The organism is Halobacteriovorax vibrionivorans, assembly GCF_003346865.1.
Classification (GTDB): Bacteria; Bdellovibrionota; Bacteriovoracia; order Bacteriovoracales; family Bacteriovoracaceae; genus Halobacteriovorax_A; species Halobacteriovorax_A vibrionivorans.
Genome location: NZ_QDKL01000002.1, coordinates 878521 through 896973 on the forward strand (window position 1 = coordinate 878521; position 18453 = coordinate 896973).

Consider the following 18453-nt stretch of genomic DNA (forward strand, 5'->3'; position numbering starts at 1 on the left):
AATTTAAGTTAGTATTAAGAGTTCAATAAGAATACATTATATAAATACTTATTAAATATCAGAAAGTGAGATGTTATGGCAGAAAAGTTGCTTGAAATTAAAAACCTAACAGTTGAATTTCAAACTGAAGATGAATCAGTAAAGGCCGTCAAAAGCCTCAACCTATCAATTCCAAAAGGAAAAACTGTTGGACTTGTTGGTGAGTCAGGGTCTGGTAAATCTGTTACTTCCCTTGCAATCATGGGCCTAATCCCTAATCCTCCAGGTCGTATCAGCGAAGGTGAAATCCTTTATCATGGTGAAGACCTAACAAAAGTTTCAAATGAAAGACTTAGACAACTTCGTGGAAATAAGATCGCAATGATCTTCCAAGAGCCTATGACTTCATTAAACCCAGTTTTTACAACTGGTAACCAAATTGATGAAGTACTAATGCTTCACCAAGGGATGAATAAAGAAGAAGCTCGCAAGAGAACAATCGAATTATATGAAGAAGTTGGTATTCCTGAGCCTAAAGAATCAGTAAATAAATATCCTCACCAAATGTCAGGTGGTCAAAAGCAACGTGTAATGATTGCAATGGCAATGGCATGTGAGCCAGAACTTCTAATTTGTGATGAGCCTACAACAGCTCTTGACGTTACAATCCAAAAGCAAGTTCTTGAACTAATGTTTGATCTACAAAGAAAGCACGGAATGAGTATGCTATTCATTACTCACGACCTTGCTGTTATTGCAGATATTGCAGATGAAGTTGCCGTAATGTTTAGAGGTGATCTTGTTGAGCAAAACACTACGAAAGCACTATTTGAAAATCCACAACACCCATATACAAAAGGTCTCCTAGCTTGTCGTCCAAGTCTTGATGAAAACCCAGTTAGACTTCTAACTGTTGATGACTTCTTAAATGCAAAAGAAGATATTGATGTTTCATCACTTGAAATGAAGAAGCCAAGAGCAATTAGCGAAACAGAAAACCCAGTACTTCTTGAAATCAAAAACTTCAATAAGCACTTTCCAATTAAAGGTGGAATCTTTGGGCGTACTGTTGATTGGTTCAAGGCCGTTGATGATGTAAGTCTTCAGGTTAGAAAAGGTCGTACCCTAGGACTTGTTGGTGAGTCTGGTTGTGGAAAGACTACTCTTGGGCGTTCAATTCTTAGACTTCTGGAGCCAACAGCTGGTGAAGTTATCTATGATGGAATTAACGTTACAAACTTAAATAAAAAAGAAATGAGAGAAATTAGAGAGAGAATGCAAATCATTTTCCAAGATCCATACTCATCTCTTAATCCACGTATGACTATTGGTGATATCATTACTGAGCCAATGGTAATTCACGGTATTGGTTCAACAAAGAGAGAAAGATATGATGTTGCGGCCGACCTTCTTGAAAAAGTTGGTCTTAAAGGTGATCACCTTAACCGTTACCCACACGAGTTCTCTGGTGGACAACGTCAAAGAATTTGTATCGCACGTGCTCTATCACTTAAGCCAGAATTTATCATCTGTGATGAGTCGGTATCAGCACTAGACGTATCAGTTCAGGCACAAGTACTTAACCTACTTCAAGACCTTCAAGATGAGCTAGGTCTTACATATATCTTCATTTCACACGACCTATCTGTTGTTAAGTATATCTCAGATGAAATTGGTGTTATGAACAAAGGTCAAATTGTAGAATATGGTCCAGCTGAAGAAGTTTACCATAATCCAAAAGACGAATACACGAAGAAGCTTCTTAGCGCGATCCCTAGAGGGGTTCCTAAAGAGCTACTTCAAGAATAAAAGAAAGTTAAAGTTTAGTTCATAAAAAGAAAGGAGGCACAATGCCTCCTTTTTTTTATTGAGACATTTCGTATATAATAAGTTGATGGAGGTTATATATGCCAGTCATTCAATCTGAATATCAATGTCATCAATCTCTTAAGAATGGCCATATTCAAACATTGATTCCATTCTTTATCCGATGGGGTAAGCCACATGAGCTCCTCACTCGTACCTTAACAACTCCCGATGGAGACTTCTTACGCTATTACATCTCCAAAGCAGAAAATCCATTAAATCATGTCATTATCATTAGTCATGGCCTAGAAGGCAACGGTCGAGATCGCTATATCATCGATATGAAGAAGAAGTTTACGGCCCAAGGTTATGATGTCATCTCATGGGATATGCGATCTTGTGGAGGAAAACTCAATCGTACAAAAAAGTTTTATAACGCCAAGGACTTTAAAGACCTCGAATTTTTAATTGAAAATATTGCTGATGACTATGAGAAAGTTTCTTTAATGGGAATTAGTCTTGGTGGGGCGATTACAACAAATTACTTAGGAAGAAATTGCGATAACGTTCATCCTAAAGTCTATCGTGCCTTTATTCTTTCCTCACCACTTGATTTAAATGCAAGTAACAAGAAATTGAGAACTGAATTTTCGCGATTTATCTATCGCCATGCATTTGTCTACTCAATGAGAAAGAAGGTTATTGAAAAAGCCAAGGTAATGGATCTTCCTGTGGATCTAAATAAAGTAAGAAAGATTAAACATATTGATGAGTTTGATGACTATGTAACAGCTCCATTATATGGCTATCGAAATGGCGAGGATTATCGCTCTCAAGCCTCACCACTTGCCCATTTAGAAAAAATAAAAATACCATTTTATATTCTAAATGCTTATGATGATCCATTTCTATCAAAGGAAAGCTATCCCTTTAAATTAGCCAAAGAAAAAGAGAATATATTTCTTGAAGTGCCAAAACATGGTGGGCACGTGGGGTTTGTGAAGTCTTTTCGAGATGAATACTATTGGTATGAATTGAGAATCTTAGAATTTTTAAAAATGAAAATATAAAAAAAGCCTCCATGATGGAGGCTTTTGTAACTAATTTTTTACTTCTTAAATTTCACTTCGTATTCTGCTGTCGCTCCTCTATAACCATAAACTTTTATATAATAAGCTTTACTTGTTGAAACACGTAATCTTACTCGTTCATCATCTGTTGAAGACTGCTTGCGGCTTACAACTTTAAATGATCCACCTACTTTCTTATAGACAACGAAGTCTAAGTCACCTTGAGCATGAGAGAACTTGATTTCAAAATCCAATACCTCACCTGCTTTCATTTCTACTTTATAAAAATCCATCTCTTGTGAGCTTTCGATTTCAGCTTTAAATGAATCTCCCGACTCTAATTTTGCAGCTGTTTCAAATGTATTATTATCTTGTGATGGAGTTGTTGAACCATCATCACTACTATCACCACTATCAGCTAAGACTGAAGGAAAGTTTGCTTGCATATGAGGTACAATCTTACTCATTGGTACTGCCGCATTCTTGATACCTCGCCCAGTCCATCCTCCTCCGTAACCAGCATGGTGGATAGCAAAGACCTTATCTGAGTCAGCGTTAAATACTGGAGATCCTGATGAGCCGCCTAAAGTATCAGCATCATAGAATACATCTGTTTCAACTCCGACAACCTTTCCTTCTGATACTTTCTTATTCCAGTTACAATTGTAATCAGAATAGTAGTCACAATTTTGTTGGATGATATAGATACTATCTCCTTCAACAGCTTGAGTTGTTTCTAAAGTAACTTTTCCATATCTCTGTCCAGGACTTCCTTCACATTTAACTAAGGCATAATCTAAAGTTACATCATTTCCGATAAACTCATTACACTTAACCTCTGCATATTCTGACTCAGGCACTCCTTTCTCATGCTTCATAAATACTTTCATCCCAACAACATCTGATGCACTTCCAATACAGTGCTCATTAGTCATTAGAACATCATCTGAAACAAAGAAACCTGTACATCTTCCACCATTTGCAAATTGCACATCGGCCACGGCCTTCGAATTCTTTCTGATCTCCGATTCAGAATCAAAAGTCGTAACTTCTACCCAATCAACTTCTCCTACAATAATTGATCCCGTCATTGAAGTTGCATTACCTGCAGGAACTGAATCTCCACATGAGACCGTTAAAAATGTGGACATTACGACTAAAAAAACCATGTAACCTTTCACTGACATACCCTCTCCTCAAATCTTCCTGTTTGAACTCACTCCAGATTCCCCTAATGAATCTGTTGATTAGGTAAGTTATAGAAAAATTGAAGCTAAATAAGAATGGCCATGGAGTTTCAGGAAGTTAAAAAGGCCCAAAGTTAAGCAAATGTAAGAAAACTCACATATATTACACCCGCTACACATAAGAAATAGGTGCAAAATGATCCCTCTATGATGATTTAATCAATTGGAACTATTTCAACATCTGTATTTTTGTAACTTTTTAACTCTTTTGGAATAAGTTTTAGAATAGTTTCTTCAATAGCATCAATTACTTTCTCTTTATAGAAGATACGACTATAGGCAATAGAAACTTCACGTGTCGGAACTGGTTGTTTAAATGGACGAACCATTTTCTTGCGTGCACCAGTTATATCTTGGACATCAAGATGAGGAATAATAGTGTAACCACTATCCTTTGCCACAAGATTCTTTATCGTCTCTAAAGAGCCACTTTCAAAATGCTGAAAGCCTTTTACTTTCTTACATAGATTTAAAACTTGGCCTCTTAGACAATGACCTTCTTGTAGAAGCCACAGGCCATCTTTATCAAGGTCTGAAAAGTCTAATTGGGTCTTGTGGTAAAGTTCATGATCTTTTGAAATGAAACCATATAGTGGCTCATAAAATAATACTCTTTCAATAATTTGATTATTATGAAGAGGAGTGACTAGAAGACCAGCATCAAGCTCATCACGGTCTAATTTATCAATAATTTCTTCAGTTGTTCGCTCTTCAATAATGAGATCAACTTTAGGGAACTCTTTCATAAAACGACTCAAAAAAAGAGGAACGAGATATGGTGCAAGAGTCGGGATAACACCTAATTTAAACTCACCTTCAATTCCAACGATTGGATCACTGGCAATATCTTTTAATTTTTTAAACTCTCTTGTAACAACTCTTGCTTGAGTAATAAAGATCTCACCTTCAATTGTTGGTACAATAGGATTCTTAGAGCGATCAAATATAACAAAACCCAAACTATCTTCGAGCTTCTGGATTTGCATACTTAAAGTTGGTTGTGAAACATGGCATTCTTCAGAAGCTTTTCTGAAGTGGCGGTGTTTATCAACAGCAAGTACGTATTCCAGTTGTGTTATTGTCATAACAAAAAGTCTCCGAAAGAGTTGATTTATAGAATCTATATTATATCATACTTCCATAAGCGGAGCCTATATGCAAAATAAAATTAATCTCTTAGAGAGCCTCTCTACTTTAGATTTATTTATCTTTTTTTCAATACTTGGAATTACAATAGCAAGTGTAATCTACGGTCAGTACCGTATGAATAAAACAAATGAAAAGGAAACTTTTCTCGATCTCTTAATCATGGGAAGACGATTAACACTTCCTCTTTTTATCGCAACTTTAGTAGCAACTTGGTACGGAGGGATTTTTGGGGTTACTGAAATCGCCTTTAATCAGGGGATTTACAACTTTGTTACTCAAGGGGTGTTTTGGTATGTCGCCTATATTATCTTCGCTCTATTTCTTATTCATAAAATTGAACCATATCGTGCCGTAACACTTCCAGACCTGGTAGGAAAAATGTTTGGGCCAAAGTCTGCAAAGATCACAGCAATCTTTAACTTCTTCAATGTTATTCCTATTGCATATGCAATTAGTTTAGGGATTTTTATTCAGCTACTCTTTGGAGGCAGCTTATTTGCCAATACAGCAATAGGCGTAAGCTTTGTTGTTCTCTATTCAATGTGGGGAGGACTTCGCTCCGTTGTTTACTCAGACTTAATTCAGTTCTTTGTAATGTGTGCAGCAGTCTTACTTGTTCTCGTTTTTTCAATATTTGAATTTGGTGGAATAAGCTTTTTGAAGGCCAATCTCCCTGAAAGCTACTGGAGCTTAACCGGTAAGAACTCACTTGCAACGACATTTGTCTGGGGATTCATTGCTCTTTCAACTTTAGTTGATCCAAACTTTTATCAAAGATGTTTTTCTGCTGTAAATGGAAAGGTTTCTAAAAAAGGTATACTTATCTCAACTGCCATTTGGTTTTGCTTTGATATTTGTACAACATTCGGTGCAATGTATGCCAAGGCCGTCATTCCAAATACAGAAAGCTCACAAGCATACTTAACTTATGCCGTACAAATTCTTCCTCACGGACTTAAAGGTTTTTTACTTGCAGGAATTATTGCAACAATTCTATCAACTCTGGACTCATATCTATTCATAGCTGGTACAAATTTAGCTTACGATCTAGCGCCAAAAAAGCTTCGCGGTCGTGTTTGGATTCACCATTTTGGTGTTATTTTTGTTGGCGTATTAACAGTAATTATGTCCGTTTATTTTCAAGGAAATATAAAATCTGTTTGGAAAACATTAGGCTCTTTTTCTGCCTCGTGTCTACTGCTTCCAGTCATGTTTGGACACCTATTTCCAAAGAAAATCTCCGACAACCAATTTGTGACGGCATGTATAGCAGGAGTCATCACTACTGCAACGTGGCGACATATACCAAAAACTGGCTTCTACCAAAATATAGATGAGCTGTATATGGGTATTGTTGCAACTAGTCTAACACTGATTTCTTACCACCTAATTAGGGATAAAAAACTGGTCGGATAACTGTCAAAATTGTATCCTAGGGACTTAATTTTATATGCTTTTAAGTATGATTTTAAGTCAAAGGAATACATATGTCGGAAACAAAAACTGATAAGGCGCAAGTGGACGCGCAAAAAATTCAAAAGGCCCTTGATTATCACTCAATGGGTAAACCAGGTAAAATTGAAGTTATTGCAACGAAGCCATGTTTAACTGCTTCGGATCTAACTAAAGCATACTCACCAGGTGTTGCTCATCCATGTCTAGAAATTGCAAAAAACCCAGATGATGTTTACAAGTACACTGCAAAAGGAAACCTTGTTGCTGTTGTATCAAATGGTTCAGCGGTTTTAGGTCTTGGAAATATTGGACCTGCAGCTGGTAAGCCAGTAATGGAAGGTAAAGGTATTCTATTCAAGCGTTTTGCCGACATCGATGTATTCGACATTGAAGTAGATGAGACTTCTGTTGAAGGAATGGTAAACGTTGTAAAGTCACTTGAACCAACTTTTGGTGGGATCAACCTAGAAGACATCAAAGCTCCTGAGTGTTTTGAAATTGAAAAACAATTAATAGAAAAAATGGATATTCCAGTATTCCATGATGACCAACACGGGACTGCAATTATTGCAGCAGCTGGTTTCATCAATGCCCTAGAATTATCTGGAAAGAAAATCGAAGATGTAAAAGTTGTCTTCTCTGGTGCAGGTGCCGCTTCAATGGCATGTGCAAATATCTTCTTCGCTCTTGGTGTAAAAAACGAAAACTTGATGATGACAGACTCTCGCGGTGTTATCTACAAGGGCCGTAAAGACGGAATGAACGAATACAAAGAAAAGTACGCAATTGATACCGATGCAAGAACGCTTGGCGATGCCATGAATAATGCTGATGTATTTATTGGTTGTTCAGCAAAAGGTGTTTTAACAAAAGACATGGTTAAAACAATGGCCTCTAATCCAATTATCTTTGCAATGGCCAATCCAGACCCAGAAATTCTTCCAAGTGAAGTTGAAGAAGTTCGCGATGACGCTATTATGGCAACGGGACGCTCAGACTTCCCTAACCAAGTTAATAATGTTTTAGGTTTCCCTTCAATCTTTAGGGGGGCCCTTGATGTTCGCGCTAAGAAAATTAATGAAGAGATGAAACTAGCTGCTGTCTATGCTCTAGCAAATCTTGCAAAAGAAGAAGTTCCTGATGAAGTTAAATTAGCTTATCAAGGTGAAGACTTTAAATATGGAAGAAATTACATCATTCCAAAGCCATTTGATACAAGAGTTCTCACAAAGCTTGCACCAGCAGTTGCAAAAGCAGCAATGGATACAGGTGTTGCAAGAACAAATATTACAGATCTTCAAGAGTATTCAGAGCACCTAGCAAGTCGTCTATCGGCATCTGGTGCATTTATGAAAACTGTTCGAGATCGTCTTGCTTCACAAATTAAAGCTCGTGATGGAAAGAAAATTAAGATGGTATTTGCAGAAGGTGTTAATACGAGAATTCTTCATGTTGCTAAAACACTAGCAGAAGGTGATGCAATTCAACCAATCCTTCTTGGTCACCCAGATGATATTAGAGCTAAGATTAAATCACTCAACCTTGATGATGTTCTTGATGATAGCATCGAAATTATTCGCCCACGTAAAGCTCCAAATTTCAAAGAGTTCTACACTGAATATTGTGAAATGAAACAAAGAGAAGGTGTCTCTCTAAATGCAGCTGAAGACTTAATGATTCAAGAGAATTACTATGGATCAATGATGGTTAAAAAAGGTCTAGCAGATACATTTATTGCTGGTCCAAGTCTTAACTATAGTGACTGTCTAAAGCCAGCTTTAAGCGTAATCGGTGCACAGCCAGGAAAGAAGGCAGCCGGTGTCTTTATTCTAGTATTTAAAGACCGTGTTCTATTCCTAGCAGACACTACAGTTCAACCAGATCCTTCAGCAGAAGATCTTGTGGAGATTGCAAAGTCGACTCAGCACTTATACAAGTCTTTAATGAGAAGAGAGCCAAGAATTGCATTCTTAAGTTACTCTAACTTTGGTGACTCAAAACTTCCTGATGCAAGAAAAATGAAAAACGCAACGAAGATGGCAAAAGAGAAGTACCCTGAATTAATTATTGAAGGGGAAATGCAGGCCGACGTTGCAGTTAATGAAAATATTATGAATCACCTATTTGATTTCAGTAAGCTTGGTGGTTCTGCAGATATCCTAATCTTCCCAGAACTTAACTCAGCAAATATTTCATATAAGTTACTTGCACAATTAAGTGAAGCTTCAGCAATTGGGCCAATTCTTGCTCCAATGAATCAAACAGTTAATATCATTCAAAGAACTGCTTCGATTAAAGAAATTGTTGACTCTTGTCGCTTAACAGCTCTAAGAGCACTTGAAGAACCGAAACACTAATAAAAGGATCTAATATGAGTTTTAAAAAGAATATAATCTCAACAGATAAAGCACCAAGTGCAGTAGGTACTTACTCACAGGGTGTCGAATTCAATGGCGTTTTCTACTTTTCAGGACAAATTGGAATTGATCCAGCTGACGGAGTTCTTAAAGAAGGATTTGTTCCACAGCTTGATCAAATCATGAAAAATATAGACGGCCTTTTAGAGTCTCAAGAGCTTACAAGAGAAAATATTATTAAAACGACAATCTTCGTTACAGATCTTGCAAACTTCGGTGAAGTAAATGCTGCTTATGAAAAGTATTTTACAGCGCCGTATCCAGCAAGAAGCTGTGTACAAGCAGCAGCTCTTCCAAAAGATGCAGTTGTTGAAATTGAAGTTATTGCTGCAAAAAACTAGTTTAATATATGTTTGATAAGAAGTATGTATTCGAGACCACAGAGACAAGATTTTGGAGAAAGGCAACGAGCCTTTTCTTCAAAGTCTTATTTGTTTTCCTCGGATACTCTCTTCTTTCTTATATCCTCATACTCTACTCACAAAACGAAAACGTAAAAACGAAAGAGACCTTCTTTAAAAAGAGGCCTGACCTTATCGCCGTCTTCACTGGTGATCGCGGACGAATTCAAGAGGCCATAAAACTAGCTAAGGAATACAATCAAGAAAATATTCTGATCTCAGGTGTTCACACAAATAATAATGTAAATATCCTAGTTAGAACTCATGATATTACAGATGAAATTAATCATGACTTTCTTGATATTGATTATAATGCGAGAAATACCCTGGAAAACGTTCTTGAGACACTACAGGCCTTACGTAAGAAGAGTAATATTGAAACTGTTTTAATCGTTTCTCACGATTATCACATCCTTAGAATCAAATCGATTCTAAACTACAGAAGAAGAGAAACTGATAATTACCAATTCTATTACTGGGGGGTCAAGTCTGATCTCGCATCTTTTAGAAGTCTAAAAATCATCTACAAAGAAGTATTTAAATACTTCAGAACACTTACTTACTTAGCTCTTGCAAGTAAAGATTAAAAAATACAAAGGGAGGAATAATGAATATCGTTCCATCAATTATGGCAACTAAGAAAAGTGCCGCAAAAAACCTACGTTCAACAGTAACAAAAGTTTATCTTCTAACTACTGAAGCTCTTAAAGACAGTAAAATTACTCATTCAGAAAGTATTCCAGAATGGATTATTGAGAGAATTGGAGATGAGAAAGAAGTTAGTATCCTTGGTAGTGAAGGACCAATTATCTTTAAGGTTATCGACACTCAAAGCCAAGAAGATCAACACTATAACCTCATTGCTGACAGCAATTACTCTATTGCCAGAGAGGCCCTAGGCTCTCTTGTTGGAAGCATTAAGAAAGAGCGCTCTAAGAAAGTTGAAATCAATTTCTTTGGACTAGATGAAGAAATGGTAACTGGTGCAATCGTTGGTTTAGAACTTGCGCTATATCGTTACAACGAAGAGTTAAGTCATGGTTCAATTACATTCCTAGATGATGGGAAGAAAGTTAAAAAATCAATTGCTGATAAAGCACTGGCCATTGCTCAGTCAATTAATACAGCAAGACACCTAGTAAACCTTCCAGCAAACTTACTTAACCCAGTAACTTATACAAATGCTGTAAAGAAACACTTTGCAAAGTCTTCAACAATGAAAGTCGTTGTCTACGATGAAAAGAAGCTAGAAAAAGAAAAGTGCGGTCTAATCCTAAGTGTTGGACAAGCTGCTGCAAATCCTCCAAGAATTGTTCATTTAAAATATAGGCCAGCAGGAGCAAAGGGAAAACCTACTGCAATCGTTGGAAAAGGTATCACTTTTGATAGTGGTGGACTTAATGTTAAAAGTGGCGCCGGAATGGGTGTTATGAAAAAAGACATGGGTGGATCAGCAACAGTTATGGGCTTTGCTACATGGCTTGAGAAATCAGGAGTTAAAAAGAAAGTTGATATCTATCTAGCTCTTGCAGAAAATGCAATTAATGAGCACGCTTCTCGTCCAGGAGATATCTACACTTCTCGTAATGGACTTAAAGTCGAAATTGGAAACACTGATGCAGAAGGAAGACTAGCTCTTGCAGATGCAATGGATATTGCAATCACTCAAAAAGAAAAACCTGAAGTACTTATCGACTTCGCGACTCTTACAGGTGCAGCAAAAGTTTCAATGGGTGATTTTGTTACAAGCATGTTTGCAAATGATGATGAACTCGCTGATAAGCTTTTAAGAGCATCACAAGCAAATGGTGATCTTTCGTGGCGTATGCCTCTTTACCGCCCATATTATAAAGGATTCAAATCGAATTTTGCAGATATGAATAATATGTCTAAGGTTAAAGGTGGCTCAATTGGTGCTGCTCTTTTCCTAGAAAAGTTCATTGGTGATACAAAGTGGGCACACTTTGATATCTTCGGTTGGACATCAGGATTTAGGCCATCACTTGTTCAACAAGGTGGATCTGGTCAAGGTGTTGAAACGCTAATTGGTTACTTTAAAAATTAGGTATAAAAAAAAGCAGGCTTATGGCCTGCTTTTTTTATCTTAAAAGGGCTATCCCCTTGTAACAGAAATTACGGCATCTAGTGCCTCAAGACCCGAGATGGTCTTTAAAAGTTCAGAATAATCTTTTACTTCAATTTCAAAAACTAAACTTCCCTTTCTATCTTGCGTTGACCTTGCAACAGCAGAGCGAATATTAACCCCTAAGTTACCAAGCTCTTTTGAGATCATCGAAAGGATACCTGGACGATCATGTGTTAGAACTCTGATATTTACAGGATGCTTAAAGCTGAAATTCTCATTCCATTCTACAGCTATTTGTCTTCCAACATCACCAACATCATAACGTGTACAATCTGAGCGGTGAATTGTAATCCCTCGTCCTCTAGTGATATAACCAATAATCGGATCACCTGGAATTGGATTACAACAACGGGCCATTCTAACCATTAAATCATCAAGGCCATCAACGATAACTGCATTATCTTTATGGGCACGTCTCTTTGCCGTTTTAGAAATTGTCGTAGAAAGAGTATCTATCTCTTTCTTCTTTGTTTCGTCTTTATCGTGATCATCTTTTAAGCCAGGAATACATTCAATAACCTTATCAACGTGAAGCTTACCTGCTCCAACGTTATTGTAGATTTCACTAAAAGTTTTTATATTAGAAAGCTTCTCTTTTGCATTATCTAATTCATTTCTTTTAAGAACCGCTTTTAAGCTTGTTCCTAGAACTTTAAATGCTTTATCTAAAGTTTCTTTACCAACTTCAATATTTCTTTCACGTTCAGCTTTTAAAAGATAAGATTTGATCTTGGCCTTAGCCTTTGATGATCTTACAATATTAAGCCAGTCTTTATTTGGTGTTTGAGTCTTAGAAGTTAGAATCTCAATTGTATCCCCAGACCTTAGAGAATATTTTAGTGGAACCATTCTTCCGTTTACTTTTGCACCAACACAGCGATTTCCGATATCAGTGTGTACACGATAAGCAAAATCTAGTGGTGTCGCATTATCCTGTAGTTCGAAAACATCACCATTTGGAGTAAAGACAAAGACTCCACCGACATCTAAGTCGTTTTTAACATGTGACATGAATTCAGAACTATTGTCTGTATCTTTATTATACTCAAGAAGTTCTTGTACCCAATCAAGCTTAGTTTTACCTGATGAGACACCCTCTTTGTACTTCCAGTGGGCCGCAATCCCTCGTTCAGCAACTTCGTGCATTTCCTGGGTACGAATTTGAATTTCAATTCTCTCTGCCTTAGGCCCGACAACTGTCGTGTGAAGAGATTGATAATTGTTAACTTTTGGAATAGCGATATAATCTTTAAAACGACCAGGAATTGGAGTAAAGGCCGAGTGAATAATCCCAAGGGCCTTATAACACTCAGTGATATTATTTACGATAATTCTAAAAGCAAGGATATCGTGGATTTGTTCAAAGTCGACACCACGAGAAACCATCTTCTTATAAATTGAATAAAAGTGCTTTGAGCGTCCTGTAATATCGGCCCTTACAGAATACTCAAATAGCTTTTCTGTAACAACACCTATCGTTTCACCAATATAATTTTCACGTTCAGACTTCTTCATCGCAACTTTTTCAGCTAAGCGATAATATACATCTGGATGTAAATAGCGAAGACAGATATCTTCAAGTTCAATCTTAACTGAGTTAATACCGAGTCTTGAAGCTAATGGAACATAAATATCCAGAGTTTCTTCAGCTATTCTTTTTTGCTTTTCTTCACGCACATATTGAAGTGTTTTCATATTGTGCATTCTATCTGCAAGCTTAACAATAATGACCCTTAAGTCCTGGGCCATTGCTACAACCATCTTACGAAAGTTTTCTGCTTGAGATTGTTCCTTTGACTTAAATTTCATTTTTGAAATCTTTGTCAGGCCAACAACAATTTGTGCAATCTCTGTCGTAAACTCTTTTTCAATCTCTTCTGGTGTTACATTACAATCCTCTACAACATCGTGTAAAAGACCTGCAATGATAGTATCCAAATCCATGTGTAACTTAACTAAAGTCGCTGCTACATTTAATGGGTGAATAATATACTTTTCACCAGAGCTTCGCATTTGCCCTTCATGTGATTTTTCAGCAAAGAGATACGCTTTTCTCAATAGAGTAAAGTTCGCATCGGGATAATAGGCTTCGACACGTCGACAAAGTTCATCAATATTTAATTCACGCTCGTGAGTGAAATCAAGTTGCTGGTACATTTATCTAAGGATTCCTTCAAAAATATCTTTTAAGTCTAAATATGCTTTTTCTAGTTCGTCATTTACGACAAGATAGTCATAGTCATCTTTACGAAGTAATTCTCTCTTCGCATTTTCAAGACGAATATTAAGACTCTCCTCTGTCTCAGTCCCTCTACCTCTTAGCCTATTTTCTAAAGCTTCAACGCTAGGAGGAGCAATAAAGATTACTCTTGCGCGATCTCCAAAGTATTCTTTAAAAGAATCAGTTCCTTGAATATCAAGATCAAAAAGTAAGTTGTGACCTTTTGAAATCTCATCTTCAACAAACTTCTTTGAAGTACCATAATAATTCCCGTGAACCTTGGCCCATTCTAGAAATTCATCATTTTCTTTACGATCAAGAAACTCTTGTTCTGAGATGAAATTATAATGTTGTCCATTTATTTCACCTTCTCGTGCTTTACGAGTTGTAAAAGACACAGATTCAAGTAAATCAAGAAACTCCGCTTTAATTCTCTTTATAAGCGTCGATTTACCTGAGCCCGATGGAGCAACAATTACGATTATCTTTCCTTTATTCATCATATTACTCGAGGTTTAATCCTTGTTCACGAATCTTCTCAAGTTGAACCTTCATTTGAACAACGGCTTCAGAGATCTCTTGTATCGTTGACTTCGAGCCAGTTGTATTTGTTTCTCGGTTCAACTCTTGAACTAAGAAGTCCAGTTGACGTCCAACTTCTCCACCTTTAGATAGAATATCATTTAACTTCGTCAGGTGGGCATTAATTCGGTTAATTTCTTCGTGAATATCCATTTTCTCAAGATAGAAGATTACTTCCTGCATAAAGCGAGGCTCATCTGTAGGCATTGAAGTTTTGTATTCTTCAAACTTCTTTTCTAATCTTTCTTTTACTGTATCTTGAAATTCTTGAGATTTATCTGTGACTACCTTAAAAAAGCTTTCATATGCTTGTTGGTGTTTTTCAATTACACTCAGCATCTTCTGGCCTTCGCTTCGACGTGACTCTTTTAAATTTTCAATCGCCAAATCTAGCGCCTCTAAGGCATAGCTCGACATTTTTTCAATAGAAGACTCATCCACTTCTTTCATGAATTCATTTCTTAAGAAATCTGTCGGTTTGATATCAAGTTGAACATCATTAGCATCGGCCAAAATTTTCATGGAACTAACAAATGCGTTCACTTTTTCTTTATCGATATCATCAAAACGTGATTTAGTTTCAAGCTTCTTGTAATTGACATTAATATCAAAACTTCCTCGCTTAAAGTTTTTAGCGATGCGATTTCTCATTTCTAATTCAGTGCTATTAAAAAGTGAGGACATCTTAAATCTAATGTCTTTAAAACGGTGATTAACTGTCTTAATCTCAACAGTTAATTGAAGTTTGTCATCTCCAGCTTCGCCTTTACCAAAACCAGTCATTGAATGTATTTCTTTGGCCATTTCCTCTCCCAATGAATGACTTTTTTAACCTAATTAAAAGACCTTATCAACAACAAGCTTTATAATAATATTCAATATTTACTAGCTTATTTATAACGCAGTCCATATCAAATCTATTGCTGCTGAATTGGCCCCTTAGATTACTCTAAAGTCCATCCATCAACCTTGCCTTTACTAAAGAAAACATATTTACTGTCCCCATTCTCATAGAAAGTCCAACGCTCATTGCCAAGTCTAGGATTACCGGCCGTATCAACTCGGTGTGGATTTCCCCATCTCTGTATAACGGCTTTCTTATCCATTCCGATCTCGATTTCACGATGTGCCTGTGCTCTTGGTGAATAATGAAAAACTGAAGCTAAATTACGACTTTTTGCGCTCGTCTTTCTATTATGTCTAAAACTTCTTTGATTGCGGTAAGCATATAGATTCTCATCATACTCCTTTTGTTCATATCGCCCTAAACTTAAATAATAGAGCTTTTGTGAATCATTTTCAAAGTAGCGCTCTTTACGATAAAACTCTTCGCGATCAGCTGGCCTTAGGCTATTAAGCTTACCTTGTAGCTCACGCTTAAGCCTTCGATCCTGGGTCCACTCTGGATAATCTTCTTCACTTGCGGGAGTTCTCTCCATCATCTCTTCACGAGTATAGCGTTCATAACTTGGATCGCCCCCAACTGTATCAAAGGCCTTTCCTGGGCTAAAAAGTGCAAATCCATCATCTTCTTCTGTTCCCATCTCATTTAAGAAACGACGGTCCATAGAAATTGGCCCACACGAAACGATTGCTATTAATGAAAGTAATGTTAATGCTTTAAGCATAATTTCTCCTTACTTATCTCCCCCATCTTCTGCACTTTACGGTGAAAATAGGTGAAATTCTTAAAATTTGCCCACATTTAGCTCAATTTCAGCAAAATCTACCTAGCTAAATGTTTTACTCAGGAATACTTAGGAAATCTCATTTCCTACCGATAAGAGTTAGAGAGAATAATGGGGATTTTCCATATGATGGACAAATGGGTCAAACTTGAAAATTTAATCAATGGGCTTTTAATTAAGCTTGTTAACTTCTTTAAGAAGTTAACGCCCAATAGTTTCAAAAATACATACCTTGGAGTTAAGAAATCTATTAGTAAATTCTTTGCAACCTTTGCAAAGATCCCTCTTTTATTTAAAGAAAATGGAAAACGTTGGTTTATGGCAAAGCTTGCCATCATTATCAGTTTTCTAATGGCCAAGAAAGAGTCTGCGGCGAAACTAGTAGCATCTCTAAAAGGCTTTAAGTTAACGGGAGAGCTTCCTCTCCTAATGTATAAAAGTACACAGCAATTTGTATCAAAGAATATTGTCGCAAAAGTTGCTGCACTATCTCCAGCAAAAGCAGTAGGTCTTACTTGTACCCTTACAGTCTTTTCACTTGGAGGAATTTCTGTTTATCAAAATGTAAAAGAAATTGCTGATAAAACATCCCCAAAGCAAGTTAGAAAAATTGCAAGTGTATCTAAAGAAGACAAAGAAAGATGGGGAAGAACAAGATTTCGCAATATTCAAAAACAACGAATCTTTCTAAGGAATGTCTATATTCCAATTTATATCAAGAATAGAAATGGAATGAAGAACTTACAAATTGATGTTTCACTTAAAACTAATAATCGCTACACCGCTCGTTACTTCTACAAGCCAGAAAACGAGATCATGATACGCGATCGATTAAACTCTTCTCTCCAGGCCGTCGTACCTAACTTTCCTCTCGAACCAGAGGGAAAGAAGATTATTAAGGAAAAAATTCGCAGAGAAGTTAATCATCTCATAGAAGACTTAAAGATCGAAGGCCGTGTCGATGAAGTATTCATTCACTCAATTTTAAATGGCTAGAACGGAACGAACGGTCTGATCTGATACCTTCAATAACTTTGATGTCGCCTTTACATTTTGATGACAACGATTATAAACCTTTAAAAAGTACTGATATTTAAGTTCTCGATAACTCGGAAGATTTTCTTCGATATCTGAAACGAGATTACTTTTACAAGTAAGCTTCAAAAGTGCTTCATCAATTTCACAATATGTTAGTAAACTTCCCTTTGATTTAATTTTCTTCTTTTTTATATGAGCATTGATTTGTCTTATATTACCAGGCCATTCATATCCATGATAAAAACTTTTCAATTTAGGATGAATTGTAATTCCAAATTTCATCTCATATGAATCTAGAATATCTTGTAGCCTGTCTTTATTTTTACGAAGAGGCTTTAAGAAAATAGTTTCCTCAGAACTGATTCGATAATAGAAGTCTCTGCGCATCTCTCCCTTATTCACTAAGTTTAATAAATCTTGACCAGAAGAAACAATAAGACGAGTTTTCACATATTGTGGTTGATTCTCTCCAACAGGATAATAGAGCCCATCATCGAGAAAGAGTAGCAATTTAGTTTGCAGCTCTTTTGATATCGAATCAATCTCATCTAAAAAAAGAGTTCCTCCATTAGCACGTTTTAATGCTCCATCCTTATCATTTACTGCTCCAGTAAAAGACCCTTTTCGATGGCCAAATAATTCTGATTCAAGAGTTCCTTTTCCAAAGGCACTTAGATTTAAATGAACAAACTCCCCTTTAACTTGGCTTTCTTCATGTAGTTTTTTGGCCAGAAATGATTTTCCTGTTCCCGTTTCACCTTCAATTAAAACATTAAGACTGGGATGAATTGAGTTAATTAATTCTGAATGAGAGCGATCATAGGAATCACAATTTATTGGAGCCTTAATCTTAAGTTTATTGCGGCCAATAATAACTTCATCTCCAATTCTTAGATATGCATGAGAAGTATAAACACCATTGACCTTTATAAGATTTCCTCCCTTTTGATTACATGAAATACTGTAAATATCCCCAATATTTGTTGGAATTAAACTAATGCGAAATTTAACTTCAAGACCTTCATCAGGATTTATTAATTTAGGTAAAGTGATACTTGTGGCCGAAATAATCAGATCCTGACCACTTAAAACCAGATCATACCTTGTTCTCTTGAGCTCAATACGCCTCTTTCGTCCAAAAAGTGGTGTAATTTCTATATGATGGCCGAAATGGCAAAATGTATCTTTTACAAGCTTATCTAACTTTGGTACTTCTATCATGATATAACTCCTTGGAAATTAAGCACACTATAA

Annotated in this window: 15 protein-coding genes; 8 read left to right on the forward strand and 7 right to left on the reverse strand. The window is 36.5% G+C overall.

Annotated elements, in window-relative coordinates; genetic code table 11:
• The first annotated feature begins 75 nt into the window (after positions 1-75).
• Complete coding sequence (locus DAY19_RS15490; RefSeq protein ID WP_115362010.1) at positions 76-1788, forward strand: ABC transporter ATP-binding protein; 1713 nt, start codon at positions 76-78, stop codon at positions 1786-1788.
• Positions 1789-1886: 98 nt separating this feature from the next.
• Positions 1887-2855, forward strand: coding sequence for a YheT family hydrolase (locus tag DAY19_RS10165; RefSeq protein WP_115362011.1), 969 nt, complete (start codon positions 1887-1889; stop codon positions 2853-2855).
• 38 nt (positions 2856-2893) lie between these two features.
• Here the strand turns inward: DAY19_RS10165 and DAY19_RS10170 are convergent, their stop codons facing one another.
• Positions 2894-4042, reverse strand: a complete 1149-nt coding sequence (locus DAY19_RS10170) for a trypsin-like serine peptidase (protein WP_115362012.1) — start codon at positions 4040-4042, stop codon at positions 2894-2896.
• A 215-nt stretch (positions 4043-4257) separates the two neighbouring features.
• Positions 4258-5187, reverse strand: coding sequence for a LysR substrate-binding domain-containing protein (locus DAY19_RS10175; RefSeq protein ID WP_115362013.1), 930 nt, complete (start codon positions 5185-5187; stop codon positions 4258-4260).
• Positions 5188-5257: 70 nt separating this feature from the next.
• Here DAY19_RS10175 and DAY19_RS10180 point away from each other — a divergent pair, with 70 nt between their 5' ends.
• The 5 genes from DAY19_RS10180 (at position 5258) to DAY19_RS10200 (ending at position 11589) form a co-directional block, all read left to right on the forward strand.
• On the forward strand, positions 5258-6667 hold the full coding sequence (locus DAY19_RS10180) for a sodium:solute symporter family protein (RefSeq protein WP_115362014.1): 1410 nt from the start codon (positions 5258-5260) through the stop codon (positions 6665-6667).
• 71 nt (positions 6668-6738) lie between these two features.
• Entirely contained in the window at positions 6739-9063 is a 2325-nt protein-coding gene (locus DAY19_RS15495) for an NADP-dependent malic enzyme (RefSeq protein ID WP_148666856.1), read from the forward strand.
• Positions 9064-9077: 14 nt separating this feature from the next.
• A complete protein-coding gene (locus tag DAY19_RS10190; protein WP_115362017.1) occupies positions 9078-9464 on the forward strand; it encodes a Rid family detoxifying hydrolase in 387 nt (128 codons plus the stop codon).
• An 8-nt stretch (positions 9465-9472) separates the two neighbouring features.
• Positions 9473-10111 (forward strand): YdcF family protein, encoded by a 639-nt coding sequence (locus DAY19_RS10195; RefSeq protein ID WP_115362019.1) that lies wholly within the window; start codon positions 9473-9475, stop codon positions 10109-10111.
• Positions 10112-10131: 20 nt separating this feature from the next.
• Positions 10132-11589: a leucyl aminopeptidase family protein gene (locus tag DAY19_RS10200; protein WP_115362021.1), complete on the forward strand. Its 1458-nt coding sequence runs from the start codon at positions 10132-10134 to the stop codon at positions 11587-11589.
• A gap of 48 nt (positions 11590-11637) precedes the next feature.
• Here DAY19_RS10200 and DAY19_RS10205 read toward each other — a convergent pair whose 3' ends face one another.
• The 4 genes from DAY19_RS10205 to DAY19_RS10220 form a co-directional block, all read right to left on the reverse strand.
• Complete coding sequence (locus DAY19_RS10205) at positions 11638-13827, reverse strand: RelA/SpoT family protein (protein ID WP_115362023.1); 2190 nt, start codon at positions 13825-13827, stop codon at positions 11638-11640.
• Positions 13828-14394: a guanylate kinase gene (gmk, locus tag DAY19_RS10210; protein WP_115362025.1), complete on the reverse strand. Its 567-nt coding sequence runs from the start codon at positions 14392-14394 to the stop codon at positions 13828-13830.
• Position 14395: 1 nt separating this feature from the next.
• Positions 14396-15277 carry a YicC/YloC family endoribonuclease gene (locus DAY19_RS10215; RefSeq protein ID WP_115362027.1) on the reverse strand — a complete coding sequence of 294 codons (882 nt, stop codon included), beginning with the start codon at positions 15275-15277 and terminating at the stop codon, positions 14396-14398.
• A gap of 140 nt (positions 15278-15417) precedes the next feature.
• Positions 15418-16101 carry a hypothetical protein gene (locus DAY19_RS10220; protein WP_115362029.1) on the reverse strand — a complete coding sequence of 228 codons (684 nt, stop codon included), beginning with the start codon at positions 16099-16101 and terminating at the stop codon, positions 15418-15420.
• 186 nt (positions 16102-16287) lie between these two features.
• Here DAY19_RS10220 and DAY19_RS10225 point away from each other — a divergent pair, with 186 nt between their 5' ends.
• Positions 16288-17157, forward strand: coding sequence for a flagellar basal body-associated FliL family protein (locus tag DAY19_RS10225; protein ID WP_158536873.1), 870 nt, complete (start codon positions 16288-16290; stop codon positions 17155-17157).
• On the opposite strand, the gene DAY19_RS10230 is transcribed toward DAY19_RS10225, so the two are convergent.
• Positions 17146-18420, reverse strand: coding sequence for a sigma-54-dependent transcriptional regulator (locus tag DAY19_RS10230; RefSeq protein ID WP_115362033.1), 1275 nt, complete (start codon positions 18418-18420; stop codon positions 17146-17148). The two genes, DAY19_RS10225 and DAY19_RS10230, sit on opposite strands and share 12 nt — an antisense overlap.
• Between the last annotated feature and the right edge of the window lie 33 nt (positions 18421-18453).

What these genes read in the sequence shown, in the direction of transcription:
- DAY19_RS15490 (WP_115362010.1), top strand. Translation starts at nt 76, where the DNA reads ATGGCAGAAAAGTTGCTTGAAATTAAAAACCTAACAGTTGAATTTCAA.
- DAY19_RS10165 (WP_115362011.1), top strand. Translation starts at nt 1,887, where the DNA reads ATGCCAGTCATTCAATCTGAATATCAATGTCATCAATCTCTTAAGAAT.
- DAY19_RS10170 (WP_115362012.1), bottom strand. Translation starts at nt 4,042, where the DNA reads ATGTCAGTGAAAGGTTACATGGTTTTTTTAGTCGTAATGTCCACATTT.
- DAY19_RS10175 (WP_115362013.1), bottom strand. Translation starts at nt 5,187, where the DNA reads ATGACAATAACACAACTGGAATACGTACTTGCTGTTGATAAACACCGC.
- DAY19_RS10180 (WP_115362014.1), top strand. Translation starts at nt 5,258, where the DNA reads ATGCAAAATAAAATTAATCTCTTAGAGAGCCTCTCTACTTTAGATTTA.
- DAY19_RS15495 (WP_148666856.1), top strand. Translation starts at nt 6,739, where the DNA reads ATGTCGGAAACAAAAACTGATAAGGCGCAAGTGGACGCGCAAAAAATT.
- DAY19_RS10190 (WP_115362017.1), top strand. Translation starts at nt 9,078, where the DNA reads ATGAGTTTTAAAAAGAATATAATCTCAACAGATAAAGCACCAAGTGCA.
- DAY19_RS10195 (WP_115362019.1), top strand. Translation starts at nt 9,473, where the DNA reads ATGTTTGATAAGAAGTATGTATTCGAGACCACAGAGACAAGATTTTGG.
- DAY19_RS10200 (WP_115362021.1), top strand. Translation starts at nt 10,132, where the DNA reads ATGAATATCGTTCCATCAATTATGGCAACTAAGAAAAGTGCCGCAAAA.
- DAY19_RS10205 (WP_115362023.1), bottom strand. Translation starts at nt 13,827, where the DNA reads ATGTACCAGCAACTTGATTTCACTCACGAGCGTGAATTAAATATTGAT.
- gmk (WP_115362025.1), bottom strand. Translation starts at nt 14,394, where the DNA reads ATGATGAATAAAGGAAAGATAATCGTAATTGTTGCTCCATCGGGCTCA.
- DAY19_RS10215 (WP_115362027.1), bottom strand. Translation starts at nt 15,277, where the DNA reads ATGGCCAAAGAAATACATTCAATGACTGGTTTTGGTAAAGGCGAAGCT.
- DAY19_RS10220 (WP_115362029.1), bottom strand. Translation starts at nt 16,101, where the DNA reads ATGCTTAAAGCATTAACATTACTTTCATTAATAGCAATCGTTTCGTGT.
- DAY19_RS10225 (WP_158536873.1), top strand. Translation starts at nt 16,288, where the DNA reads ATGATGGACAAATGGGTCAAACTTGAAAATTTAATCAATGGGCTTTTA.
- DAY19_RS10230 (WP_115362033.1), bottom strand. Translation starts at nt 18,420, where the DNA reads ATGATAGAAGTACCAAAGTTAGATAAGCTTGTAAAAGATACATTTTGC.